We start from the raw sequence: 26605 nt of genomic DNA on the forward strand, positions 1-26605 counted from the left end.
AAGTAGGAGGCTATCGATTTAATAGCCTTCTTCTATGGGGCTCGGCGCTCGAGCAAACCATCCTGGATCCACTGTTTCAGCCATGTCACTGCTTGCAGTGGCGCACCCTCTGCATAAGTGACTACCAGCGCTTCGCACAGTTCTGAAAAATTCCAGCCGGTAGTCACCATTCCCGCCAAGGCACAGGCTTCAGCGGGCTCCAGGCTGCGGTAATGGCACACGTTGTGGTGGCGCCATACCAGGCAAATCTGCGCCGACTCCAGCGCGTGGCTGTCGGGAAACGCCGATTCATCTTTACTCGCCCGCCAGATGGCCACGGTATTGAAGTGACAAAGCACCTGCTGCACCGACGGCGCCAGGGTGACCTGCAACGCCGGCCATTCTTCGGGCGCCAGTTGCGCCATATCATCAAGGGCCAGCGGCTCACCCTGCGGCGCATCAAACGCCAGGGTAAACGCCCATTCCAACCGCGCCAGTTCAGCCAGCGGTGCGCTCTGTTCAGCCACCAAGTGCTCGACAATAAACGCCGGGAACCGCTCACCCAGCCAACGCAGGCTGTAATGGGCGGACGGATAACGGCGCAAATAGGCTTCTGTGAGTGATGCGAACTCATCATCGCCGAGCCAATACCAAATGGCACCGAAGTCATGGCGCAGCACTTCCTGCAAGCGCGACAGGTAGGCGTTGTGATAAATCGCCAGGCCCGTGTCCACATCCAGGGTCGGCCCGCCCAGCAAAGTCGCGGCGAAACCACTGTTGGCGACTGAGTTTTCAGATAACAGGTGCTGCTCAAAGGCCAGCTGCCAATCGGTCAGGCGCATAACGATCTCCGGGCCAAGGCGGTCGCGCCCAATTCACGGGCCTTGCTCAACTCAGTGAGCAGTTCTTCGAACGGCGGGAAATGGTCATCGCGTTCCAGCAAGGTCGACACCGGCCCCAAGCGCTCAAGCGTCTGCTGATAAAGCGTCCAAACCGGGTCGCACACCGGATGGTCATGGGTATCGACCACATAGTCGCCGTAGTCCATATGCCCGGCCAGATGCAGCTGGCGGATACTCTCGGGCGGCAAACTACGGATAAAGGTCCAGGCATCAAACCCGTGGTTGCGCGAGCTGACATACACGTTGTTCACGTCCAGCAGCAGCTGGCACCCGGTCAGATGGGTCAGGGCATTGAGGAATTCCCACTCGGTAAATTCATCGGCCTTGGAGCGCACATAGCTGGAGACGTTTTCCAGTACCAATGGGCGCTGCAACACATCCTGCACTTGGCGCACGCGGGCAGCCACGTGGTAAAGGCTTTCTTCGGTGTAAGGCAGCGGCAGCAAGTCATGCAACTGATGGGCACTGCCACGGCTCCAGCACAGGTGATCGGAGATCCACGCAGGCTGGATGCGCTCGGCAAGCTGTTTGATTTGTTTCAGGTAATCGGTATCGAGGGCATGTGGCCCGCCGATGGACAGGGACACACCGTGCATCACCAAGGGATAACGCTCGGCTATCGCGTCCAGGTAATACAAGGCTTTACCGCCCTGGACCAGATAATTCTCGGAGATCACTTCGAACCAATCCACGGCCGGCGATTGTTCAAGGATCTGCTGGTAGTACTCACTGCGTAAACCCAGGCCGTAACCCAGACTTGTAAGGGAAGCGGACATCACACACTCCTGGGCAAAGTGTCCGCAGCGGTGGGGGCATCCACTGCGGGAGCACTGAGTTGCCGGTTATTCGCCGACTTTGCCGCCAGCCGCGTCGCAAGCGGACTTGGTCATGGCCTTGAAGCCGATACCTTTGCAAGCGCCTTGGCCTTTGCAGGCGTTGTCCTTAGTTTTGCAGTCGTTCTGGCCTTTGCAAGACGTCACGCCATAGCAATGCACTTGCGCATCTGCAGCTTGTACCTGAGTGACAACACCAGCAAACAGGGTAGCGGCGGCCATTGCGAGGGCGGCACCAGCAGCAGCGGATTTGAAGTTCATTTTTGTATTCCTCATGATCGGTAGTGGAATCGGTCTGAACGGATTGTTCAGTCTCGACATACCACTAGAGTGAGGTCCCTCACCGGCGTTACAGCCGTGTGCAAATATTTCTGAAAATTATTCATCCAGCTTCAAAAGCGGCTCCTGGAAACGCAGCAAACGCCCGGCATTACCCAATACCAGCAGGGTGCTGAGGTTATGCAACACCGCCGCAATCATTGCCCCGGCAGCGCCCAGCCAGCCAAACGCGGCGAACACCACGATGGCCAGCGTCCAGCCCAGGCCGATGATCACGTTGACCTGCAACGTGTGCCGGCACTGGCGGCTCAAGCGCACGCAGGTGCCGAGGCGACGCAGATCGCTGCCGATCAGCACCACGTCCGCCGACGCCAGAGCAATGTCCGCCCCGCCAGCGCCCATGGCCACACCGACCACTCCAGCCTTGAGCGCCAGGGAATCGTTAATGCCATCACCGACGACCATCGGCCGGAAACCGCTGCCAATTTCCCCCAGCACGCGGTTGAGCTTGTCCTCCGGCAAAGCCTGCGCTTCGACGTCGCTGATACCTACGTCGAGCGCCAGGCTGTCGGCCACGCTCTGGCGGTCCCCGGTCAGCAGCAGTTGGCGACCCAGGCCGAGGTCGCGCAGCTCTTGCAGCGCCTGGCGTGCTTCCGGCTTCACGCTGTCAGCCAGCAACAGCCAGGCCAGGAACTGCCCGTTCAACGCCAGCCCGGCAATCGGGCCGTCATGGTTCGGGACTGTCGTCGTGACAATTCCCAACTGCTCGAACAACTCCGGTCGCCCCAGCGCCGCCTCGCCCTGCCCGGTTTGCGCCACGACGCCAAGCCCCTGGCGTTCGTGAATATCCGTCAGCACCAGCATTTGCTCCTGCGTGGCCAAACCGGCCAGCGCACGGCTGACCGGGTGACTGCTGGCCGAACCGAGGCTGGCGGCGAGATTCAACAACACCTGCCGATCCGGCGCCGTGGTTTCGATGGACTGCAAACGCAGCGTGCCAAAGGTCAGCGTGCCGGTCTTGTCGACCACCAACGAGGTCAGGTCCGCCAACTCCTCCAGAAACGCCGAGCTGCGGATCAAAATCCCATGGCGCGCGGCCACGGCAATCCCGGCAATCGCTGTGGCCGGCGCCGACAGCACCAAGGCACACGGGCACGCCGCCACCAGCACCGCCAACATCGCCTGGGCGTCATTGGTGACAAACCAAGTCACCGCCGCCAGCAGCAACACCAGCACCATATAGCTGCCGGCATAACGCTCCAGCAGCCGCGTGATGGGTGGTTTGGAGCGTTCAGCGTTTTGCATCAGCGCGATGACCTTGCCCAAGGTCGATTCATCGCCGGTGCGGGTCACTTGCAAGCGCAGTAACCCATCCAGGTTGATCGCACCGCCAAACACCTGCACACCGACGCTGGCTTCCAACGGCACCGACTCACCCGTGATGGGCGCCGTGTCCAGGCTCGCCTGGCCCGACAGCACCACACCGTCGGCGGGCACGCGATCACCGGCGCGCACTTCGACAATATCGCCGGTGTTCAGCGTGCCGTTATCCACTTCAATAATGCTGCCATCGGCCTGCACCAACCGAGCATGGCTGCGGGTCAGTTTGCCCAGGGCGTGAATCGCTTCCTGAGAGCCGATCACGCTGCGCTCTTCCAGCACATGGCCGAAGATCATGATGATCGGCAACAACGCGGCGGTCAGCAGATCACCGGTGGCCCAGGCACCCAGCATCGCCAGGGCGATCAATTGGTCGGTGATGCCATGCAGGCTGGGGTAACGCAGGCTGTACCAGGCCGAGCGCATCACCGGCACGGCCACCAGCAAGGACGCGACGCCGAGCAGTAATTGGCTGACGCCGGTCTGGTCCGGCGCAAGCCAGCGCCAGACCAGGCCAAGCACCAGCAGTCCCAAGGCCAGCATGGCCAGGGTTAATTGCCGGGCAGCGCTGCGCTGCTCGGCGGAGGTCAACATGGGTGCGCTCATTGCTCGGCTCCCTGAATGATCAAGCGGGAGTCGTCTTTAGGGTCGACGGTGGTCACAGAACCGGCTTGGCCAAGAATCTTCGGCAAGCGCTCGCGGTACAGCCGCAGCAACAAGCCCGGGTCTTTCACCTGCGCCAGGCTGGCGACAGTCGCGGTTTGCGCCTGGGCGTTGGCCAAGCGTTCGCTGGCCTGGGCGTGGGCAACCTGCACCAGCCGGTCGGCTTCCTGATTGGCGGTCTGGGTGAGCTTTTCCGCTTCGGTGCGCGCATTGGCCACGGCTTTGTCAGCTTGCTGGCTGGCCGTCAGCACGGCGTTGAAGGCATTGACTGCCGGGCCTGGCAGACTTGATTGCACGTCGACGCGGGTGACTTCGATGCCCAAGCCCAAGCCCGTCGAAGCCAGCTCCGCCAGGCGTTTATTGATACCTTGCACCAGATCACCGCGCAGCCGCTCACGGCGCTCGGCGGCGCCGTTGTCGGTGCCGATCAGTTCAGGGCGCGCCACCAGAATCGTGTCCAGGTCGCGCGCTGCGGTCAGGGCCACCGCGCTGCGCGTCACCAACCGATCCAGGGCCGGCAGCACATGCTCGCCCTGCAACACAAAGGCGTAAGGCTCGGTGACCTTGTAGAACACTCGCACATCCAGCTGCACCACACCGGCATCGCCCGTCAGCAAATAGCCGGATCCGGCCAGCGCGTCGCTCAGAGGCGTGGCAAAACTGGCCACGCGGTCGGCCTGGGTCGCCGCCTCGGAGCGCAACAAGTTCTCCACGCGCCGCTCGATCACACGGTCCGCCGCCGGCAACAGCACCACTTGCTCGAAGGGCTGTGGCCACGCCAGCAACAGTCCGGCGTTCTGGATCCGGTCAAGCGCGCCGAAGTGCAACACCACGGCGCGGTTTTGCGGGTCGATCTGGCGCACATTCGAAAACGCCCAGGCCAACGCCGCCAACACCGTCACCGCGTACAGCGCCAGGAAGGTCAGACGCCCGGCCTGAATCCACGGGCTGTCCGGGGCGTCACGCTCGGTCATGGCTGAACGTCCTTGGGCCCGTCTACCAGTGCACGGAACGGCGCAGCATCGGTGCGCAGGATGATCTTGGTGCCCGGCGTGACCACGGTGCCCAAGGTGTCGAGCGAGCGCAGCAGGTTGTACAACTGCGGGTTGCCGGCGTAGGCACGCCCGTAAATCTGCGCTGCTTCAACCCGCGACTGGGCTTCGATATCAGCGGCTTTCACCGTAGCGTCGGCCTGCACGATACGCGCATCACGCTCAGCAGCGGAGCGAATCTGCGCCGCTTCCCGCTTGCCCACGGCGGTGCGTTCAGTGGCGATGGTTTCGCGCTCGGCGCGCATGCGGTCGACGGTGGCGGTCAGGGTGACGGAAGGCAACGTCAGGCGCTCGACACCCACTTGCGCCACGCGCACGCCATAGGTGGTGAGCAATTGTTGATCAATCTGCTGGCGCAGCTGGGCTTCAAAATCAGCGATGCGCACCTGGCTGGCATCAGTGTTGATCAGGCTCGAAAGGTCGAAGCTGGCCGCCGTGGTTTCCAGCGCCGAGCCGACGAAGGTGCGAATCTGCCGCGCCGCTTCATCCGGCTGGTTCTGCACCGCACGCATAAAGCGCTGCACATTGTCGGCATCGCCCTGCACCTGCCACGCCACGTAGGCCTGCACGATAATGCGCAGGCCATCGCGGGTGCCCACGTCCTGCAAACCGCTGGAGGTGGTGCGCAGGCGCAAGTCCACCGGGATCGCCGCTTCGAACGGCGCCGGCCAGCGCCAGCCCAGGCCCGGCTCCAGCAGTACCCGCGCCGGGTTGCCGAAGCGGGTAATCACCGTGGCTTCACCGGAGCGCACCTGCACCAGGCTGGCCGCAGCAACGGCAAACAACACCAGCAATACCGCCCAGGCCATGCGCCGCCATGGGAACGGGCCAGCGGCCTGTTCGTCGCCATGATGGTGATGATGGTGGCCATGATGATGGTGATGACCGTGATCGTGAGAATGAGCGCTCAACAGACAGACTCCTTATTGAACGGCTTTACGCGGCGCCATCGGGTCGGCCGGCAAAGTAAAAGAACGCAGATCGATCGTCGGAGCGCCATCGACGCCCAGGCGGTGATCCAGAATAAGCAGCTTGGCGTGGGCCAGGCCTTGGCTGAGTTGGCCCAGGTACTGTTCCAGCACAAAGGCGCGACCCGCAGTGGCGTAGGCTTTTTGTTCGGCGCTAAAACGCAGGTCGGCCGCTTGAGCACCCGCGTTCACTTCACGGGCAGTGGCCAGCGCCTGGTCGCGGGCAGTGCTGGCTTGCAGCAACGCCTGGTTGGTTTGCTCGCTGGCAGCCCCGCGTTCGCGGGAGATCAGCGCCTGGGCGCCAATTTGTGCCGCCTGCACACCGTGATAGGCGTTGGCAGCACCGGCCGGTGGATGGATTGCTTCCACCACCGTGGCGAGAATCTCCACGCCGCTGTCGAGTTTTTGCAGGTCTGCCTGCACGGCGCGGCCCACTTCATCGGCGAGGCTGGTGCGTTGCTCGCCGAGCAATTCGTCAAGGGTGCGCGAAGCAAAGTCATGCACAAGGATGCGGCTGGCGGTGCTGCGAATCAGCGTCGGTACATCCGCGCTGTTATAGGTGGCGGCCAGCGCGGCCTTGTCCGTCAGGCCGATGCGGTAGACGAAACGCACATCCATATTGACGATCTGGAAGCTCTGCTTGTCGCCACTGCTGCTGGCGATCACTTGGGATTTGTCATTCACATGGCTGGCGTCCCACAAGCGGTTGGCGATTAGCGGCGCCGGGCCTTCCGCCGAGGCCACCTGCGGTGCGGCGGCCTCGCTGACGCTGGTCGCCAGTTCATGCACCACGCCGTTTTCCACGCTCAGCACGCGCCCCAATGGCCAAGGCAACCCGGCATGCAAGCCAGGCCCGAACACCTGCACGGGTTTGCCGAAGCGCTCATAAATCCCACGGCCTTGCAGGGGCACTTCGTGCACGCCGGTCAACGCCCAGCCTACGGCCAACACCACCAACATCACCGGCAAAAACGCCCGGCGCATGTAGGTAAACGCCCAGATCTGGCGCAAGTCGATGCCGAAGCGGTTGTGCAATTCGTGCTGCAACGCCAGCAAGGGTTGGGGTGGCCAACGCAGCAGGTCCGCGATAAAGCTCTGCGCCATCAAGCGTGGTTCAAGGCGCGGCTGGCGCGGGCTGAACAGTGACAGCACGCCTCTTAGCAGAAACTCCAGCGCTACCAACGCGGGCAACAGCCCCGTCAACACCGCCAGGCGCAGCGGCCACACGGATTCGGCACCGGCAAACAGCAGGCAGATCGCACTGACCACCAGGCTGACAATCGCCACGCGGCTCAACTGCGCCAGCTGGGACGCTTCCGGCCATTGCGCGGCGGTTTCCTGGGCCAGGCGGCGCTCGAACACCAACAAGCCAAAGGCCAACGCCAGGGCCAGCGCCGCGCCGATGCTCGCCGATTGCCCCAGTGCGGCGGCGGGCAAGGCCAGGTTCCAGAATTCGCTGATGCTGATCAGCGCCAGCAACGACCAGCCACACAGCCACAGCACCGGCGCGCCGACCTGTGACAGCAAGCCGCTGCCAAACCGATTGATCGCCCGTGCGAACGCGCCAACCTCTTCGCCGGACGCTTCGATCAGTTCAGCCGTGGGCACTTCCAGCGCCTGCGCGCGCCAATCCGCCACCCACCACGCCGATTGCAACCCGGCCACCAGCACCAGCAAGGCCGACGCACAGTTGATCAGCACCACTGGCCAGATCGACAGCGGCGCAAACAGCGCGACAAACAGCGCCAGTACCCAACCGGCCACGGCCAGGGCCGTCAGGCTGATGCCCGCTTGGCGCAATCGGCGGGCATGAAACAGCCCTTGTTGAAAACGCGGAAGGCCTTCAACCGAAGCGCCGTCAGCTTCCAGATCCACTTGCATCCACTTAACGTCCGCTACACACAATTGGTTACGATATAACACGGAGCGTGAAATTTTTGTCCGAAAACAGCGCAAATCCCCGGTGGGAGCGGGCTTGCCCGCGATAGCGGTCTGCCAGTTATTGGTGGTTGGCCTGATGTACCGCCATCGCAGGCAAGCCAGCTCCCACATTTGTTCTGCGGTGCTCTCTGAATAGTGATTAAACCCCCAGAAACACGAGCCATCACTGGTGCAGGCGCGGATTAATCGGCACACTCCAAACAGTTTTTCGCGGGCCCATGGACAAGGAAGCGTCATGATTTCGATCTACCAGCTCAAACCGCGTTTTCAGAACCTGCTGCGCCCTCTTGTGCAGCGTCTTTACGACAACGGCACCACCGCCAACCAGATCACCGTGCTGGCCGGCGTCGTTTCCTTGCTGGTCGGCCTATTGATCGCCGGCTTTGCCCAACACCTCTGGCTGTTTGCGCTGATCCCGCTGTGGATGATCCTGCGCATGGCCCTCAATGCCATCGACGGCATGCTCGCACGCGAATTCGGCCAGCAATCACGCCTGGGCGCCTACCTCAATGAACTCTGCGACGTGATCGCCGACAGCGCATTGATCCTGCCCTTTGCGCTGATTCCCGGGGTGAGCCTGGCGCCGGTGCTGCTGGTGACGTTGCTCGCCGTATTCAGCGAATACGCTGGCGTATTGGGGCCGATGGTCGGTGCCTCACGCCGCTATGACGGGCCGATGGGCAAGAGTGATCGGGCGTTCGTGCTCGGAGTGCTCGCCACTGGCGTGGCGCTGGGCTGGCTCGGCGCGGGCTGGGTCGATGCGGTGATGTGGCTGGTCGCCGCCCTGCTCGCCTACACCTTGGTCAACCGTGTGCGTCAGGGCCTCAAAGAACAACAAGAAACTTCACCGATTGCATAAGGATTTTTGCGATGCGCGAACAGCAAGAGCACACCTTTGGTACCCATGATGGCGTCGAGCTTTTTTATCGGCACTGGCCGGCCACTGCGCCTGTGGGCGACGAGCCGCGCAAGGCGATCCTGCTGTTCCATCGCGGCCATGAGCATTCGGGCCGTATTGCCCACCTGGTCGACGAGCTCGACCTGCCGCAATTCGATTTCTTCGCCTGGGACGCCCGTGGCCACGGCCAGTCGCCGGGCGCCCGCGGTGACAGCCCAAGCTTCGCCACCAGCGCCCGCGACGTGCAGACCTTCTGCGAACACATCGGTGCCACTTACGGCATAGAAGAACAAAACTTCGCCGTCATCGCCCAAAGCGTCGGCGCGGTGATCGCGGCCACTTGGGTACACGACTACGCGCCAAAAATCCGCGCGCTGGTGCTCGCCTCCCCGGCGTTCAAGGTCAAGCTGTACGTGCCCTTCGCCCGGCCTGGGCTGGCGTTGATGCGCAAGTTTCGCGGCAACTTTTTCGTCAACAGCTACGTCAAGGCCAAGTTCCTCAGCCATGACCCTGAGCGCGTCGCGTCCTACGACAGCGACCCGCTGATCACCAAGGCGATTTCGGTGAATGTGCTGCTGGGTTTGTACGAAGCCGCCGACCGGGTGGTCGCCGATGCCCAGGCGATTCAGGTGCCGACGCAATTGCTCATCTCCGGCTCCGACTTCGTGGTGCACCGCAAACCTCAGCAGCAATTTTTTGACCGGCTTGGCAGCCTGAAAAAAGAGCTGCACATCCTGCCCGGCTTTTTCCACGACACCCTTGGCGAGCGCGACCGCGCCGTGGCCGTGAACAGTGCCCGGCGCTTTATCCTGCAGAACTTCACCCACCCACTTGACCGCGCCGCCCTGCTGGATGCCGACAAAATGGGCGCCACCTGCGCCGAGTCCGAAGCCCTCGCCGCGCCGCTGCCGCGTAACTCCCTGCGCGACCTGTACTGGCGCATGACCCGCGCCAGCATGGGCCTGGGCAAGAACCTGTCGGACGGGGTGAAACTGGGCTTCGACACCGGCTTCGACTCCGGCAGCACCCTGGACTACGTGTACCGCAATAAGCCCACCGGCAAGGGCGGCTTGGGGCGGATGATCGACACCAATTACCTCAACTCCATCGGCTGGCGCGGCATTCGCCAGCGCAAGTTGAACGTCGAGGAACTGCTACGGCTGGCCATGGCCAGGTTGCGTGCCGATGATCGCGAAGTGCGCATTGTCGATATCGCCGCCGGTCATGGGCGCTACATCCTTGAAGCCCTGCAAGGCGTGTCGCCGCTGCCGGAATCTATCCTGTTGCGCGACTACAGCGACATCAACGTGCGTGACGGCGGTGCGCTGATTCGCGAGAAAGGCCTGGGGGACATCGCGCAGTTCGTCAAAGGCGACGCATTTGACCGTGCGGACTTGGCGGCACTGGCGCCCAAGCCGACCCTGGCGGTGGTGTCCGGCCTGTATGAGCTGTTTGCCGATAACGGCATGGTCGGCGGGTCGCTGGCAGGTCTTGCCGAAGCGGTGGAGCCCGGCGGGTATCTGGTCTACACCGGCCAGCCATGGCACCCGCAACTGGAACTGATCGCCCGCGCGTTGACCAGCCATCGCCAGGGCCAGGCCTGGGTAATGCGCCGTCGCAGCCAGGCAGAAATGGATCAATTGGTCGAGGCGGCGGGCTTTCGCAAAATCACCCAACGTGTGGATGAGTGGGGCATTTTCACCGTGTCCCTGGCGCAGAAGATCTGAGCATGCGCGAACCCGGTTTATTGAAACCCGCCGTCCTGTGGCTGCTGTTGTTGGCGCCGCTGTTTTTCAGCACCTACGGCTTTGCCACCTGGGTCACCAGCCAGCGAAGCGACGTCGGCACGCTGGTGTTCGGCTGGGAAACCCATATGCCATTCTGGGCCTGGACCATCGTGCCCTACTGGTCCATCGACCTGCTCTACGGGTTTTCGCTGCTACTGCCCAATACTCGCCATGAGCTGAAACAACACGCGTTGCGCCTGCTCAGTGCGCAAGTCATTGCAGTGAGCTGCTTTTTGATCTGGCCGCTGCGTTTCACCTTTGAACGGCCGGAGCTGGATGGCGTATTCGGTTGGTTGTTTGCGGTGCTGGCCGGGTTCGATAAACCCTTCAACCAGGCGCCGTCGCTGCATATCGCGTTGCTGGTGATTTTGTGGGTCATGTACCAGCGTCACACCCAAGGGTTCTGGCGTTGGCTGGTGCATGGCTGGTTCGCGTTGATCGGTATTTCGGTGCTGACCACTTATCAACATCACTTCATTGACTTACCCACAGGCGCCCTGGCCGGTTGGTTGTGTGTGTGGCTGTGGCCGGTTGAACATCCAAGCCCGCTTTTGAATGCACGGCTGACGCGGGATACCCAGCGCTGGCGATTGGGTGTGCGCTATGGCTTGGGCGCAGTGGTGCTGGTGATTCTGGCCTTGGTGCTGCGCGGCGGGTGGTTGTGGCTGCTTTGGCCTGCGGTTTCCTTGGGTTTGATCAAGGCGAACTACTTCGTACTCGGCGCGGCGGGCTTCCAGAAGCGCAAAGACGGTCGGCTCACTTCTGCCGCGCGCTGGCTGTATGCACCTTACTTGGCGGCCGCGTGGATAAATTCCAGGCTGTGGACACGTAAACATCCACAGCCCGACCAGATTGTGGATAACGTCTGGCTTGGTCGAATCCCTGCCACCGGCGAGCAAGGTTCATTCAAGGCCATTGTCGATCTGTGCGCCGAATTGCCGATTAATCCACAGGGCCGCGCCTATGAATGCGTGCCTGTGCTCGACCTGATCGCGCCAACGCCCGCGCAATGCCTGCAAGCCGCTGAGGCCATTGAACGCCTGCGTTCAAGCGGCCCGCTGCTGGTGTGCTGCGCCCTTGGCTACTCGCGCAGCGCCACCGCCGTCGCCGCGTGGCTGCTGCACAGCGGGCGCGCCGCAACGGTCGACGAGGCAGTGGCTATTATTCGTACAGCACGGGCCGAAGTGGTCCTGCATCCTGCTCACCGTAAAGCGTTGGAGGGTTTGCCCCATGCCCGCTGATATGGAACTCCAGGTGGTTGCCAGCTTGTTGCGCCGTGGCCGCTCGCTGGATCAGCTATCCACAGGCCTGACCGTGGCTGGTGTGTTGTTCGGCCTTGCTCAGTTGCTGTTGGCCAGCGTTTCGACCCTGTGCCTGCTGCTCAGCCTGTGGATGATTATTCTCGGCCTGCTGCAAAAGTACTGGGCCTTGCGCGTGGCCTTCGACGCCGACCTGTTCGCCCTGCTGGCCCGCGACACCGAGCGCACGGCCGATCTCGACCAAGCCTTGCAGAGCCTCGGCCTGCAATCGCCCAAACGCGCGGGCAGGCCCTGGACCGAACGCCGTCGCGGCGCGCTCAAACTGCTGCGCAAACAAGCCTGGTTGCTGGGCGCGCAAGCGCTGCTGACCCTGGCCGTCATCCTCGCCAGCCCTTGGCTACCTTTCGCCGGATAAGGAATCCCCATGTTCGAACCCGTGGTCGCCACCCTGATTACCTCGATGGCCCGCACCGTCACCGGCGCCCGTAGCCTTTGGCTAGGGTGCGCGCCGGTGCCGGTGCAACGCATCTACTTCGCCAACCACAGCAGCCACGGTGATTTCGTCTTGCTATGGGCGTCGTTGCCGCAAAACCTGCGCAAATTCACGCGCCCGGTGGCCGGTAGTGATTACTGGAACCAAAGCGCATTGCGCCGCTACATCATCAACCGGGTGTTCAACGGCGTGTTGATCGACCGTGAGCGTAAAGCCCCTGTGGATAATCCCTTGCAGCCGATGCTGGCCGCGCTGGAAGGCGGCGATTCCTTGATCATTTTTCCCGAAGGCACGCGCAACCTGGAGGACGGTTTGCTGCCGTTCAAAAGTGGCCTGTATCACCTGGCAAAAAGTTACCCACAGGCCGAGTTGATTCCGGTGTGGATCGCCAACCTCAACCGGGTCATGCCCAAGGGCCGCGTACTGCCGCTGCCGTTGCTGTGCACCACCAGCTTCGGCGCGCCGCTGCAATTGGAAGACGGTGAAGAAAAGGCCGCCTTCCTCGCCCGCACCCGCGATGCCCTGCTCGCCCTTGCCCCGGAGCATGTCTGACATGGATAGCCAAACCCTGATGCTGTTCGGCGGGATCGGCGCGATCCTGGTGCTCGCCTCGCTGATCGGCCTGATCCTCAAACTGCGCACCCGTGGTACGCCGAATGCGGTGGTAGAGAACCTCAACGCCCGCATCAATGCGTGGTGGGTGATGGTGGTGGTGATCGGTATCGCTTTCTGGCTCGGTACCGGCGCGGTGATCCTGCTGTTCTATGCAGTGTCGTTCTACGCCCTGCGCGAATTTCTCACCCTCACGCCCACCCGCCGCAGCGATTATCCGGCGCTGGTGGCGGCGTTTTACCTGGCGCTGCCGCTGCAATACCTGCTGATCTATGCCGACTGGTACGGGCTGTTCTCGATCTTTATCCCGGTGTATGTGTTCCTGCTGCTGCCGATCCTTGCTTCGCTGGGTGGCGACAGTACGCACTTTCTGGAGCGAGCGTCGAAGGTGCAATGGGGCCTGATGATCGCGGTGTTCTGCGTGTCGTTCGTGCCCGCCCTGCTGACGCTCGACATTCCCGGCTACGAAGGCCGCAACCTGTTGCTGATCGCTTACCTGGTGATCGTGGTGCAGCTGTCGGACGTGCTGCAGTACGTGTGCGGCAAGCTGTTCGGCAAACACAAGATCGCGCCCAACCTGTCACCTTCCAAAACCGTGGAAGGCTTTGTCGGCGGGATTCTGCTGTCGTCCCTGATCGGCGCGGCGCTGTGGTGGACCACGCCGTTCAACCCGTGGCAGTCATTCCTGATCGCGCTGCTGATCAACCTGCTGGGCTTCGCCGGCGGCATCGTGATGTCGGCGATCAAGCGCGACCGGGGCGTGAAGGATTGGGGGCACATGATCGAAGGCCACGGCGGGATGCTGGACCGCCTGGATTCGGTGTGCTTTGCCGCGCCGATTTTCTTTCACCTTGTGCGCTACTGGTGGACCTGAGAAAAACACTCTCTCCTAAGCCCAACTCAGATCAATTGTGGGAGCTGGCTTGCCTGCGATAGCGGAGTGTCAGCCAGCATCACTTTTGGGTGTGCCGCCGCCATCGCAGGCAAGCCAGCTCCCACAGGTGTTTTGTGGTGTATTGGGAGGCCCCGCTCAATCCGAAACCTTGCTTCACGGCCAACCTTTCGATCGGTTTTGCGGTACGCCTCACCTTTGTGCAACACGCCTGAGCACGCAGACCACTTCACGTCATCTTTTGTATCAAAGACGCGTGTAAGATAGTCCGCACTTTGCCAGGGATGCTCACCATGTTCGACTCGTTGAAAGCGATCAGCCGCCGAATTCTCGGCGCTTTACTGACTGTGGTGAGTGCCATCTTTGGCCAATGGCAGCCGCTAGCCTGGCTGCGAGCCACCGGCCGTGGCGTGGGGAACCTGGGCCAGAAGGCCCGCGCCTATCCGCGCCAGGCGGGTGCCGGGGTCTTGGGCCTGGTGTTGCTGGCCGCCGCCGGTTTTTATGGCTGGCACTGGTATTCGAATTTGCCGCAACCCCACACCGTGGGTTATTCGCTGCATAAGCCGAACCTGACCGATTACACCCAGCAGCCTCCGGTTGTGGATAACTTGCAGGTGCGTTTTGCCGAGTCCGTGGCTCCGCTGGCGGCCATTGGCAAGCCGGTCACAGAAGGCATCACCCTTAAACCCGCTGTAGCCGGTGCCTGGCGTTGGTCCGACGACCGCACGTTAGTGTTCGTGCCGGAAAAAGACTGGCCTGTGGATGCCCATTACACGCTCGACCTGGCCAAGAAAAAACTGCTGGCTGACGGCGTGCTGCTGAGCCAATACAGCAGCCAGTTCTCGACCCAACCGTTCCGCGCCACCCTGGCGCAAAACGAGCTGTACCAGGACCCGTCCAACCCGACACTGAAACAGCTGGTGGCGACCTTCCACTTTTCCCACCCGGTGGATGAAGACAACCTGCGCAAGCGCGTCTCGGTAACCCTCGGCAAAGGCCTGGCCTACCGCGACGCCCAACTGCCCAACCGCCCGGAAATCACCTTCGACGAGCTCAAGCTGAATGCTTACGTGCGCTCCGCCGCCCTGGCCACGCCACTGGAAAGCACGCCGGTCAGTGCCAAGCTCGATGAGGGCATCAAGGCCCGTGACGGCGGCAATGCCAGCACCGCGCCACTGGTGGCGGAAGTTACCGTGCCCGGCCGTTATCGCCTGACGTTTACCGCTGCCGAGGTCAGCTTTGTCGACAACGAGCGCGGCGAACCGGAGCCGGTATTGATGTTCAGCAGTTCCAGCGCCGTGGCCGATGACACCATCGCCGGCAAGGTCCAGGCCTGGTTGCTGCCGGCCAAGGCCGAAGACGACACTCGCCCTTACACCAGCAACGATATCGATGACGCGATGCTCGCGCGCAGTACCAAGGTCAGCCTGACCCACGTGCCCAGCGTCGAGCCGCTGAACACCCTGCACGCCTTCAAATTCAAGGCCCCGGCCGGCCGTGCGCTGTATGTGCGCGTGCCCGCCAACCTGGAAGCCATCGGCGGTTATCTGGCAAAAAACCCTACGGCGTCGCTGATCAGCATGCCGGCGTACCCACGTACCTTGCAGTTCCTGTCGGACGGCGCGCTGCTGAGCCTCAACGGCGAAAAACGCCTGGGCTTCATGGCCCGCGGCGTGCCCGGCGCCCATGTGGAAATCGCCCGCCTGCTGCCCAACCAGTTGCAGCATTTGGTCGACCAAAGCAGCGGCAGCTTCGCCCGGCCGAATTTCGGCAATGAATACTTCGACCGCATGGTCGAGCGTCAGTCGCTGGATATTGCGCTGTCGTCCAATGACCCGGCGAAAACCGTCTATGACAACGTGGATCTGAGCCACTACCTCACCGCCAACGGCGGCCGTCGCGGCATTTTCGTGCTCAAGCTGAGCCCGCAGGATGACCCGGCCGAGCGCACGTTCGAGTACGAACGCAACAGTACCAGCGACCTGCGTTTTATCGTGGTCACCGACCTTGGCATCATCGCCAAGCGCTCCAGCGACGGCAGCCACGATGTGTTTGTGCAATCCATTGGCAACGGCTCGCCAGTGGCTGATGCACAAGTGGACATCATGGGTCGCAACGGTCTGCCGGTCGCCAGCGGCCGCACCGATGTCGAAGGCCACGCGCATTTCGCCAAGCTGGACGAACTGCGCCGTGAGAAAACGCCGCTGATGTACGTAGTCACACGCGGCAATGACCAGTCGTTCCTGCCGATTGCCCGTCAGTCCCAGCAGTTGGACTTTTCACGCTTCGATGTAGGCGGTTTGGAAGAAGACGGCGCGATTAATCGCCTCAGCGCTTACATGTTCACCGACCGTGGCCTGTACCGCCCGGGCGAGACCGCGCACCTGGGCATGATCGTGCGCAGCGGCGACTGGAAAGGCGCCTTGCAAGGCCTGCCGGTTGAACTGCAAATCACCGACCCACGCGGCCTGGAAGTAATTCGCCAGCCGCTGAAGCTGTCCCCCAGCGGCTTTGAAACCTTTGATTTCCCCAGCAGTGAGGTCGCGCCCGCCGGTGAGTACACCGCGACGTTGCAGCTGATTGGCCAGAAAAACACCCGCACCGACCTGGGCAGTGTCAGCTTCAAGGTCCGCGACTTCGAACCGGACCGCATGAAGGTCAGCCTGAGCCTGCACGACACGCCGGTGTTGGGCTGGATCCCGCCGGACCAAGTGGTGGCCAAAGTCACCGCGATGCACTTGTTCGGCGCGCCGGCAGCCGGCCGACGTGTCACGGCGAAGATGTCCCTGAGCCCGACGCTCGCGGCCTTTGACCGTTACCCCGATTACCGCTTCCGCCTCAACGATTCCCTGGAAGAGGCCAGCACCGAAGACCTGGCCGAAACCACCGTCGACGACAACGGCCAGGCCGTGCTCGACCTCAACCTGCAACGCTTCGCCAGCAGCACCTATCGCCTGCAGGTGATGACCCAGGTGTTCGAGGCCGAAGGTGGCCGCAACGTGGCGGCGCAAAGTGCGCTGCTGGTGTCGTCCGCGCCTTATCTAGTTGGTGTGAAAAGTCAGGATTCGCTGTCGTACGTCGCCAAGGACGCCCCGCGCCAGGTGCAATGGCTGGCCGTAGCGCCGGACCTCACGCCGATGGCAGTGGATGGCCTGACCAGTGAAGTGGTCGAACACCGTTACGTGTCGGTGCTGGTGAAACAGTCCAACGGCACCTACAAGTACGAGTCACGCATCAAGAACATCAGCCAGCCGGCTTCACCGCTGACGATGACCAAGGACGGCGCCAAGCAGACCCTGAACACCGGCACGCCGGGTGATTTCACCCTGCAAGTCAAAGACGCCAACGGCCGTCTGCTCAACCAGATCGACTACAGCGTGGCCGGGCGCGGCAACACCTCGCGCTCGCTGGAGCGCAACGCCGAACTGCAACTGCGCCTGGATAAACGCAGCTATGCCACCGGCGATGAGATTGCGATCAGCATCCGCGCGCCGTACACCGGTGCCGGCTTGATCACCATCGAGCGAGACAAGGTTTACACCCAACAGTGGTTCAAGGCCGACAGCACCAACAGCGTGCAACATATCCGCGTGCCTGCAGGCCTTGAGGGCAATGCCTACGTCAACGTGCAGTTTGTGCGCGACATGGGTTCGCCTGAGGTTTATATGAGCCCGCTGTCCTACGGCGTGGTGCCGTTCAGCATCAACCTGGATGCGCGGCGCATGGCGCTCAAGGTTGAAGGCCCGGAGAAGATCGAGCCGGGGCAGACCCTGGATATCAAGGTCACCGCCGACCGCCCAGGCCGCGCAGTGGTTTACGCGGTGGACGAAGGCATCCTGCAAGTGGCGCGTTACCAGACGCCCGACCCGTTGGGCTTCTTCTTCCAGAAACGCGCGTTGGAGGTTGGCACCAGTCAGATTCTTGACCTGATCCTGCCGGAATTCAGCCGCCTGCTCAGTGGGGCAGCGCCGGGTGGTGACACCGAAGGCGCGCTGGCCAACCACCTCAACCCGTTCAAGCGTAAACACCAGCCGCCCGTGGCCTGGTGGTCCGGGCTGGTCGACCTGCCCGCTGGTGAAACCGTGCTGCATTACCAGGTGCCGGACAGCTTCAACGGCAAGCTGCATTTGTTTGCAGTGGCAGTGGACAGTGACAGCGTGGGTGTCAGCGAGGCCAATACCGAAGTGCGCGGGCCGATTGTGATCACGCCGAACGTGCCGGCCTTTGTGGCGCCGGGGGATGTGTTCAATGTAAGCGCCGGGGTGTTCAGTAACCTCGACGCGGCAGCGGACGTGAAGTTTGAAGTGCAGACCAGCGACGGCCTCAACGTGCAGGGCGATAAAGGCAGCACCCTGTCGCTGCAACCGCGCAAGGAAGGCACTGCCGAGTTCAAGATCAAGGTGGGCGAAACCCTCGGCTCGGCTGACCTGCGTTTTGTCGCGGTACTGCCAAACGGCAAACGTATCCAGGTGGCGGAAACCACGTCGATCCGCCCACTGAGCGAGCATCGCGTGGCCTTGAGCCTGGGCCGTTTCGACAGCGCCAGCAAAGAGCTGAAACCGACGCGTGAGCTGTTCAGCCAACTGCGCGATGTGCAACTGGGCGTGGCCGCGTCGCCGTTGGTTTGGGCCAACGGCCTCAAGCATTACCTGGATGACTATGGCTACGCCTGCACCGAGCAATTGGTGTCCAAGGCCATGCCGGCGTTGATCTGGGGCGGTACCGCGCCAGAAGCCGAACAAGCCTTCAGCGGCGCGGTGCGCATGCTGCGCCAGCGCCAGAACTCGGCCGGTGGCTTTGGTTTGTGGGCGGCCAACCCGGATGTGGCGCCGTATGCCAGCCTGTATGCCACCGACTTCCTGATCGAAGCCAAGGAACGCGGGCTGCCGGTGCCGGAAGACCTGCTGGCGCGCTCCAACGCCTACCTGACGGACCTGGCCAATGGCCCGAGCGAAGGTCTGTCGGAATTGCGCAACCGTGCCTACGCCAGTTACCTCTTGAGCCGTCAGGGGATTCTGGTGAGTGGCGCCTTGAGCGATATCCGTGAGCGCTACGAGAGCTACTTCAAAGACACCTGGCAGAACGACCTGGGCGCCGCGTACCTGGCGGCCAGTTACAAGCTGCTCAAGCAGGATCGTCAAGCCGACACCTTGTTCCGCAAAATCCCGTGGCGTTCGCTGGTGGATAAGTGGGAGAGCGATGGCCTGTATTACGACCCGCTGGTACACGATGCCGAGCACTTGCACCTGCTGGCGCGCCACTTCCCCGAGTTGCTTGACGATGTACCGACGGCACTGCTGGATAAACTCGGCAAGCGCCTGAACGAACAGCGGTACAACTCGCTGTCGGCCGCCCTGCTGCTACGCGCCCTGGACAACTATGGCCAGCGCGCCCAGAGCGACATGACCCTAAAGGCGACTGCCTGGCTGGGCGACAAGCAACAGCAATTGCTGGAGATGGCCGGCCAGCCACCGCGCGCCGCCGTGCCGGGTAAAACGCAGAAGCTGGTGATGGAAAAAACCGACGGACCGGCCGCCTTCTACATGCTCAGCGAAGCCGGTTTCGACAAGGGTGCCAAGCTCAAGCCGATCAACAATGGCCTGGAAATCATCCACGAATACCTCGACCTCAAAGGCGAGCCGGTGAGCAAAGTCGCGGTGGGCGACGAGTTCCTGGTGCGCCTGCGCCTGCGCGCCACCGACCGTGACCAAGTGCAGCAAGTGGCCGTGGTCGACCTGCTGCCAGGCGGCGTCGAGCCTGTGTATAACTTGCCGCCGGAGCCGGAAGCGGCCGCCAGCAACGAAGAAAGTGAAAGTGAAGGCGACGACTCCGAGTACGTGGAAACCGCCGACGGTGATGAAGGCGATACCTGGCAGGCACCTATCGGCGAGACCGAGCTGAGCAACTGGCAGCCGGACTACGTGGATGTGCGCGATGATCGGGTGGTGTTGTACGGCACCGCGCTGCGTGATGTAGGCACTTTCGTGTACCGCGTGCGCGCCACTAATGCAGGGACGTTCAATACGCCACCGGCCTACGCCGAAGGCATGTACGAAACCACCCTGCAAGGGCGCGGCAAAGTAGGCCAGCTTGAAATTACCAAGCCTTAAACGCCTGACGCCGCTGCTTGCAGCGGCGGTACTCTTTACAGGCACGCTGGCGGGGCTGCGATGGTGGCCCCATGCCCCGCTGGAACAGGCCGTCACCTCGTCCCGCGTGGTGTTGGCCGATGACGGCGCGTTGCTGCGCATGACCCTGGCAGAGGATGGGCAATATCGCCTGTGGCTGCCGCTGGAACGCATGTCGCCGTCACTGGTCGAGGCCTTGCTGCTCAAGGAAGACCGCAATTTCTACTGGCACCCGGGCATCAACCCCCCGGCGTTGCTGCGCGCGGCCATGGCCACCTACAGCGGCGGCCAGCGTCAGGGCGGCTCAACCTTGAGCATGCAGCTGGCGCGGCGGTTGTGGGACCTCAACACCCGCCAAGTGCCGGGCAAATTGCAGCAGATGGCCCTGGCGCTGTGGCTGGAAGCGCGCTACAGCAAGCACGATATCCTTGAGGCTTACCTGAACCTGGCGCCCATGGGCGGCAATATCGAAGGCGCCGAAGCGGCCAGCCGGATTTACTTTGGCAAGTCGGCGGCGCAGTTGTCGTTGTCCGAAGCCTTGGCGCTGGCGGTGATCCCACAGCAACCGGGTCGGCGCGCACGCTTCGGGCCGTCGCTGCAAAATGCGCGGCTGCGCTTGATGGCCGACTGGCGCGAAACTTATCCACAGGACCCGCGTAACGACAGTTTGCTCGACTTGCCCCTGGAGGCGCGCAACCGTCAGCAGATCCCGTTTCTGGCGCCGCACTTAAGCGAACAGTTGCTGGCATCCCAGCCCGGCAACGAGTTGAACACCACCCTCAACCTGCCCTTGCAGCAACTGCTCGAACGCCTGATCACCGGTTTTATTGCCGAGCGGCGCAGTACCGGTGTGGAAAACGCCACGGCCATCCTTGTGGACAGCCGCGACCAGAGCGTCAAGGCGCTGGTAGGTTCGGCGGATTACTTATCCACAAGCATCCACGGGCAGGTCAATGGCGTGTTGTCACGGCGCTCGCCTGGGTCGACGCTCAAGCCGTTTCTGTATGGGCTGGCACTGGATCAGGGGGTTATCCACCCCATGAGCATCCTCAAGGATTTGCCCAGTAACTTCGGCTACTTCCAGCCGGAAAATTTCGACGGCAGTTTTGTCGGGCCACTGACGGCGCGGGACGCGTTGATCCGTAGTCGCAATATTCCGGCGGTGTGGCTCGCCAGCCAAGTGCAGTCGCCTTCGCTGTATGGCTTGCTGCAACGCGCCGGTATCAAAGGCTTGCGTGGGGAAAGTCACTACGGCTTGGCCCTGGCTTTGGGCGGCGGCGAGATGACGCCGGAAGAGCTGGCGCGCCTGTATGTGATGCTGGCGGGTGACGGGCATTTGCGGCCTTTGCGCTATGTGCAGGAACAGCCGCAAACCACCGGTGCGCAACTGCTTACGCCCCAAGCGGCGTTTATGGTGCGCGACATGCTGCGCCGCAACCCGCGCCCGGATGGCCTGCCCGGCCGCCACTGGCGCACTGCCTGGAAAACCGGCACGTCGTGGGGCTTTCATGATGCCTGGAGCGCAGGCCTGGTCGGGCCGTATGTGCTGGTGGTGTGGGTGGGCAACTTTGACGGGCGGCCGAACCCGACGTTTATCGGCGCCAAAACCGCCGCGCCGCTGTTCTTCCGTATCGCCGACGCATTGCCCCTGGCCTTGCCCAACGTGGTGATCAAACCCGACAAGCCGCCCGCCGGGCTGGTGCGCATCGACGTGTGCGCGGCCTCCGGCGAACTGCCCAACCGCTGGTGCCCGCAAACCCGCAAGACCTGGTACATCCCCGGCGTGTCGCCAATTCGCGTGTCCAATCTGCATCGCCCGGTACTGATCGATACGCGCACCGGCAAGGCCGCGTGCCCGCCGTTCGACCCGCAATACACCCGCGAAGAAGTCTTCGAATTCTGGCCCAGCGATGTGCAGCGCCTTTATCGCGCCGCCGGCCTGCCCCGGCGCACGCCGCCCAACGTGATGAAAAATTGCCAGCCCAACCGCATCAGCGACCAAAGCGAAGCGCCGCAGATTCGCTCGCCGCTGACCCAGGTGAGCTACCAACTGCGCCTGTCCCAGCCGCAGGAAAGTATCCCGCTCAATGCCAACGCGGCCAGCGACGCGACCACGCTGTACTGGTTTGCCGACCAGACGCTGATCGGCCAGGGCCCGCCGCAAAGCACCTTGAACTGGCGGCCGGGCAAGTCGGGCGAGTATCGGTTGCGGGTCAGCGATGATCAGGGCCGCAGTGCGAGCCGCGGGTTACGAGTAGAGTTTGTACCTTAGGTCAACTCGGTTTTGAAAACGCTCGCCACCAACGCCTGCAAAGCCCGCTGTTGGGTAATAGAAAAGGCCAGTGCGACGATGATCACGCTCAGCCAGATCAAAAAAATCTTGAATGGATCGAACTCGAGCGCCACCAATGCCCAAGTCACCAGAGCGCCACCGATCACGCCAACTACTCCCCAGGCGATAAGTATGGGCTGAACCCGCTTGTGGATATCTCGATAAAGAAACACCCGTGCAACGCACATCAGCACGAAAACTATGCCCATCCAACCGAAGGCAGCCAACAACGGCAGCGATAAACCTTGGCGCTGATACAACAAAGCCACCCATTCATGGAATGGCCCCAATCCAGCCATTTGCTGGAACGTATCGCGGCTGGGCAACTGCCACTGCATCCATTGCGCCGGATCTATAAGCAGTAGCGCCATACTGAACAACGCCACCAAGGCGCTGTATAACCCCAAGGCGCGCCACGCTGGCACAGCGAGACGATAGTTGTTCACAGTGCGCAGCCGCTCCACACCAAATACCGTATCGGCCTCCTCACCCCGGACGATCACCGTTTTACCGTTACGCTGTATAGCAGTACCGATAACCATGACCTCCAGGCTTTCGCTGAGCAAGATTTCTCCTTGCTGGCGGCCCGGTCCTGCGGTGTAACGATAGTCCCCTAGCTGTGGCACTTGGCCTGAAAACAACTCAATGCCTTCGGCGATGATATCCACAGTGCCGTGGGCATCCTTGAGCGCAAAGTCATTGCATTGTGCGTCAGTAAATACTGTCCGCCATTCATCCCTTTCGCCGCTGTCGCGGTAGCTCTCCTGGATCTGCAGTGAATACCCGGCACAGGGCAAGCCATCCACTGGGGATAAGCGCGACTCTTTGAGCATCACAGTGCCACAGACTTTTACCAGACCAGGTCTCAGCGAGTACGAAAGGCTGAGCGGCAAGCGTTTGTCCGCACGGTAGAAACCTCTGTTCATAGTGATGACACCCCTGGCTGGCTATCCATAAGGCTGCATTCTAGGGGCAAGGTGGCCGTTGGGCAGGGAGCATGGGGGGCTCAGCGGGCTACCTCACGCAGTCAACTCGGTGTATTTCGACTCGCCGCCACCTGTCGCGCCCGACAACCAGCCCCAAACAAAGCTCAAGGTTGTGCGCCCTGACGCGTCGACACCCACTGTACCTCTCGACCAACCGGCAAGTAGTTGCTCGTCCACTGTCACACAGTGAGAAAGCAGCTCAAAGGTGTTGTGACCTGTCACCTGTCCGACCTGCGCTCCCAAACGAATCCGACCGCCTTGGTAAGTACTCGAAATAACGCCATCTTCGACCAAGTAATGAAATACCGTGCCGACACCGGACAGTCCTTGGGCGTTGTTCGCCACCGCAAATCGGCGATTGTGCAAACGTGCGTGTACGATTGTAGAGAGGCTTTGCATAAACAGGCATCCTTGAGTTGGCGGCTCCAGCATGTAAAAAGGGGCTGTTGAAATAGCCCCTTCCTATACGCCAGCAGCGCTTACTCCACCGTCACCGACTTCGCCAGGTTACGCGGCTGGTCAACGTCGGTGCCCTTGAGCACGGCAACGTAATACGACAGCAGCTGCAACGGGATGGTGTAGAGGATTGGCGACAGGGTGTCGTGGATGTGCGGCATGTTGATCACGTGGGTACCTTCGGCGTTGGTCATGCCGGCTTTTTCATCGGCAAACACGATTAGCTGACCGCCACGCGCGCGTACTTCCTGCAGGTTGGATTTGAGCTTTTCCAGCAGTTCGTTGTTCGGCGCGACGGTGACCACTGGCATGTCGTCATCCACCAGGGCCAATGGGCCGTGTTTGAGTTCGCCGGCCGGGTAGGCTTCGGCGTGGATGTACGAGATTTCCTTGAGTTTGAGCGAGCCTTCCATCGCCACCGGGTATTGCGCGCCACGGCCGAGGAACAGGGTGTGGTTTTTGTCGGCGAACAGTTCGGCGACTTTTTCCACGGTGCTGTCCATGGCCAGGGCTTCGCCCAGGCGGGTCGGCAGGCGACGCAGTTCTTCGACCAATGTGGCTTCGACGCCTTCGGCGAGGCTGCCGCGCACCTGGCCCAGGGACAGGGTCAGCAACAACAGGCCAACAAGTTGGGTGGTAAAGGCTTTGGTGGACGCCACGCCGATTTCGCGACCGGCCTGGGTCAGCAGGGTCAGGTCGGACTCGCGCACCAGCGAGCTGATGCTGACGTTGCAGATCGCCAGGCTGCCAAGGAAGCCGAGTTCTTTGGCATTACGCAGCGCGGCCAGGGTGTCGGCCGTTTCGCCGGACTGGGAGATGGTCACGAACAGGGTGTCGGGCTGCACCACCACCTTGCGGTAGCGGAACTCGCTGGCGACTTCAACCTGGCACGGGATGCCGGCCAGTTCTTCGAGCCAGTAACGCGCAACCATACCGGCGTGGTAGCTGGTGCCGCAGGCGACGATCTGCACATTGCGCACTTTGGCGAACAGCTCGGCGGCTTGTGGGCCGAAGGCGTTGACCAGCACTTGGTTCTGGCTCAGGCGGCCTTCCAGGGTGCGCTGCACCACGGATGGTTGCTCGTGGATTTCCTTGAGCATGAAGTGGCGGAATTCGCCCTTGTCGGCCGCTTCGGCGCCGTCGCGGTATTGCACGGCTTCGCGCTCGACCGGCACGCCGTTGACGTCCCAGATTTGCACGCTTTCACGGCGAATATCGGCGATATCGCCTTCTTCCAGGTACATGAAGCGGTCGGTGACCTGGCGCAGGGCCAGTTGGTCGGAGGCGAGGAAGTTTTCGCCCAGGCCCAGGCCAATCACCAATGGGCTGCCACTGCGCGCAGCCACCACGCGGTCGGGTTGGCTGGCGCAGACCACGGCCAGGCCGTAGGCGCCGTGCAGTTCCTTGACCGTAGCCTTGAGCGCGACGGTCAGGTCGCCAAGGTCCTTGAGCTTGTGGTTGAGCAGGTGGGCGATCACTTCGGTGTCGGTGTCCGAGGTGAACTCGTAGCCCAGGCCCTTGAGCTGTTCGCGCAGCACTTCGTGGTTTTCGATGATGCCGTTGTGCACCACGGCCAGGTCGCCGGAGAAATGCGGGTGGGCGTTACGTTCGCACGGTGCACCGTGGGTAGCCCAACGGGTGTGGGCGATGCCAAGACGACCCACCAGCGGCTCGCCGAGCAAAGCTTGTTCCAGTTCGCTGACTTTGCCTGGGCGGCGCATGCGCTCGAGCTTGCCGGCGTTGGTAAATACGGCTACGCCAGCGCTGTCATAGCCGCGGTATTCCAGACGTTTGAGGCCTTCAAGCAGGATGGCGGTGACGTTGCGTTCAGCGACTGCGCCTACAATTCCACACATGGTGTATCTCCTAGATGATTGCCGCGCATATCAGCGTAATGCCGCGGGCTTGGATCTGGTCGCGGGCCTCAAGCGGCAGGCGATCATCGGTAATAAGGGTATGGACGCTGCTCCAGGGCAGTTCCAGGTTGGGAATCTTGCGGCCGATCTTGTCGGATTCGACCATCACCACCACTTCACGGGCGACCTCGGCCATGACACGGCTCAGGCCCAGCAGTTCGTTGAAGGTGGTGGTGCCACGTGCCAGGTCGATGCCGTCGGCGCCGATAAACAACTGATCAAAGTCGTAGGAGCGCAGCACTTGTTCGGCGACCTGGCCCTGGAACGAATCCGAATGCGGGTCCCAGGTGCCGCCGGTCATCAACAGCACCGGCTCATGTTCCAGCTCGCTCAGGGCACGGGCTACATGCAGGGAGTTGGTCATCACCACCAGGCCGGGCTGATGGCCCAACTCCGGGATCATGGCGGCGGTGGTGCTGCCGCTGTCGATGATGATGCGTGCATGTTCACGCAAGCGCATGACGGCCGCACGGGCGATGGCGCGCTTGTAGGCCGAGATGGGCTGCGCGGCGTCGCCGACCAGTTCCTGGGGCATGGTACTAGCGCCACCGTAGCGGCGCAGCAGCAGGCCATTGCTTTCGAGGGCGGCGAGGTCCTTGCGGATGGTCACTTCCGAGGTTTCGAAACGCTTGGCCAAGTCGTCCACGCTGACTTCGCCCAGTTCATTGAGCAGCGTCAGAATGTTATGGCGTCGTTGGGGTGTATTTCGTTTCGACATGGTAGTGATAAGTTTCGTTTCGAAAGATAACGAAGGCAATCAAAACCTATTGGCGAAAGATCGTCAAGCGGTTGTCTGTAAATTTTCGTGGGGATTTTTTATAACACCACTAAACCAAGGTGGGAGCTGGC

19 protein-coding genes are annotated in these 26605 nt (G+C 62.1%); 8 read left to right on the forward strand and 11 right to left on the reverse strand.

Translation table 11 applies throughout. The annotated features are described in order from the left end of the window. Positions 1–32: 32 nt before the first annotated feature. The 7 genes from PSH96_RS29245 to hflK (PSH96_RS29275) all read right to left on the reverse strand — a co-directional run bounded on the left by PSH96_RS29245 (position 33) and on the right by hflK (PSH96_RS29275) (position 7937). On the reverse strand, positions 33–821 hold the full coding sequence (locus PSH96_RS29245; protein ID WP_305456727.1) for a DNA-binding domain-containing protein: 789 nt from the start codon (positions 819–821) through the stop codon (positions 33–35). After that, positions 812–1657 (reverse strand): DUF692 domain-containing protein, encoded by an 846-nt coding sequence (locus tag PSH96_RS29250; protein WP_305456730.1) that lies wholly within the window; start codon positions 1655–1657, stop codon positions 812–814. Before PSH96_RS29250 ends, PSH96_RS29245 begins: the two co-directional genes overlap by 10 nt. A 66-nt stretch (positions 1658–1723) precedes the next feature. Then, positions 1724–1975 carry a hypothetical protein gene (locus PSH96_RS29255; protein WP_305456732.1) on the reverse strand — a complete coding sequence of 84 codons (252 nt, stop codon included), beginning with the start codon at positions 1973–1975 and terminating at the stop codon, positions 1724–1726. Positions 1976–2092: 117 nt separating this feature from the next. Then, positions 2093–3979 (reverse strand): cation-translocating P-type ATPase, encoded by a 1887-nt coding sequence (locus PSH96_RS29260; RefSeq protein ID WP_058421072.1) that lies wholly within the window; start codon positions 3977–3979, stop codon positions 2093–2095. Then, the gene (gene hflK / locus PSH96_RS29265) at positions 3976–5010 is read right to left on the reverse strand and encodes a protease modulator HflK (RefSeq protein WP_305456735.1); all 1035 of its coding nucleotides are present in this window, start codon (positions 5008–5010) and stop codon (positions 3976–3978) included. The genes PSH96_RS29260 and hflK (PSH96_RS29265) overlap by 4 nt, the downstream gene beginning before the upstream one ends. Further along, positions 5007–6002: a protease modulator HflC gene (gene hflC, locus PSH96_RS29270; protein WP_170037021.1), complete on the reverse strand. Its 996-nt coding sequence runs from the start codon at positions 6000–6002 to the stop codon at positions 5007–5009. The genes hflK (PSH96_RS29265) and hflC overlap by 4 nt, the downstream gene beginning before the upstream one ends. Positions 6003–6011: 9 nt before the next feature. Further along, positions 6012–7937 carry a protease modulator HflK gene (hflK, locus tag PSH96_RS29275; RefSeq protein WP_305456737.1) on the reverse strand — a complete coding sequence of 642 codons (1926 nt, stop codon included), beginning with the start codon at positions 7935–7937 and terminating at the stop codon, positions 6012–6014. 295 nt (positions 7938–8232) lie between these two features. Here hflK (PSH96_RS29275) and PSH96_RS29280 point away from each other — a divergent pair, with 295 nt between their 5' ends. From PSH96_RS29280 to pbpC, 8 genes are all read left to right on the forward strand, one after another. Beyond that, positions 8233–8856 carry a CDP-alcohol phosphatidyltransferase family protein gene (locus tag PSH96_RS29280; protein WP_056860929.1) on the forward strand — a complete coding sequence of 208 codons (624 nt, stop codon included), beginning with the start codon at positions 8233–8235 and terminating at the stop codon, positions 8854–8856. Between the two features lie 11 nt (positions 8857–8867). Next, positions 8868–10622, forward strand: coding sequence for a bifunctional alpha/beta hydrolase/class I SAM-dependent methyltransferase (locus PSH96_RS29285; RefSeq protein ID WP_305456741.1), 1755 nt, complete (start codon positions 8868–8870; stop codon positions 10620–10622). Between the two features lie 2 nt (positions 10623–10624). Next, complete coding sequence (locus tag PSH96_RS29290) at positions 10625–11923, forward strand: phosphatase PAP2/dual specificity phosphatase family protein (protein ID WP_305456743.1); 1299 nt, start codon at positions 10625–10627, stop codon at positions 11921–11923. Next, positions 11913–12356, forward strand: a complete 444-nt coding sequence (locus PSH96_RS29295) for a hypothetical protein (RefSeq protein WP_219337494.1) — start codon at positions 11913–11915, stop codon at positions 12354–12356. Before PSH96_RS29290 ends, PSH96_RS29295 begins: the two co-directional genes overlap by 11 nt. Before the next feature lie 9 nt (positions 12357–12365). Next, on the forward strand, positions 12366–12986 hold the full coding sequence (locus PSH96_RS29300) for a 1-acyl-sn-glycerol-3-phosphate acyltransferase (protein ID WP_305456746.1): 621 nt from the start codon (positions 12366–12368) through the stop codon (positions 12984–12986). Position 12987: 1 nt separating this feature from the next. Beyond that, positions 12988–13920 carry a phosphatidate cytidylyltransferase gene (locus PSH96_RS29305; protein ID WP_305456749.1) on the forward strand — a complete coding sequence of 311 codons (933 nt, stop codon included), beginning with the start codon at positions 12988–12990 and terminating at the stop codon, positions 13918–13920. Between the two features lie 311 nt (positions 13921–14231). Next, positions 14232–20048 carry an alpha-2-macroglobulin gene (locus tag PSH96_RS29310; protein ID WP_305456750.1) on the forward strand — a complete coding sequence of 1939 codons (5817 nt, stop codon included), beginning with the start codon at positions 14232–14234 and terminating at the stop codon, positions 20046–20048. Next, the gene (gene pbpC, locus PSH96_RS29315; RefSeq protein ID WP_305456751.1) at positions 20029–22338 is read left to right on the forward strand and encodes a penicillin-binding protein 1C; all 2310 of its coding nucleotides are present in this window, start codon (positions 20029–20031) and stop codon (positions 22336–22338) included. Before PSH96_RS29310 ends, pbpC begins: the two co-directional genes overlap by 20 nt. Here pbpC and PSH96_RS29320 read toward each other — a convergent pair. From PSH96_RS29320 to PSH96_RS29335, 4 genes are all read right to left on the reverse strand, one after another. Further along, complete coding sequence (locus PSH96_RS29320) at positions 22335–23324, reverse strand: hypothetical protein (protein ID WP_305456753.1); 990 nt, start codon at positions 23322–23324, stop codon at positions 22335–22337. The genes pbpC and PSH96_RS29320 overlap by 4 nt on opposite strands. 93 nt (positions 23325–23417) lie before the next feature. Then, the gene (locus PSH96_RS29325; protein ID WP_305456754.1) at positions 23418–23783 is read right to left on the reverse strand and encodes a hypothetical protein; all 366 of its coding nucleotides are present in this window, start codon (positions 23781–23783) and stop codon (positions 23418–23420) included. Between the two features lie 80 nt (positions 23784–23863). Further along, entirely contained in the window at positions 23864–25696 is a 1833-nt protein-coding gene (gene glmS, locus PSH96_RS29330; protein ID WP_236368967.1) for a glutamine--fructose-6-phosphate transaminase (isomerizing), read from the reverse strand. Positions 25697–25706: 10 nt separating this feature from the next. Then, positions 25707–26474 carry a DeoR/GlpR family DNA-binding transcription regulator gene (locus PSH96_RS29335; protein WP_305456758.1) on the reverse strand — a complete coding sequence of 256 codons (768 nt, stop codon included), beginning with the start codon at positions 26472–26474 and terminating at the stop codon, positions 25707–25709. Positions 26475–26605: the final 131 nt, after the last annotated feature.

Source organism: Pseudomonas sp. FP2338 (assembly GCF_030687515.1).
Classification (GTDB): Bacteria; Pseudomonadota; Gammaproteobacteria; order Pseudomonadales; family Pseudomonadaceae; genus Aquipseudomonas; species Aquipseudomonas salomonii.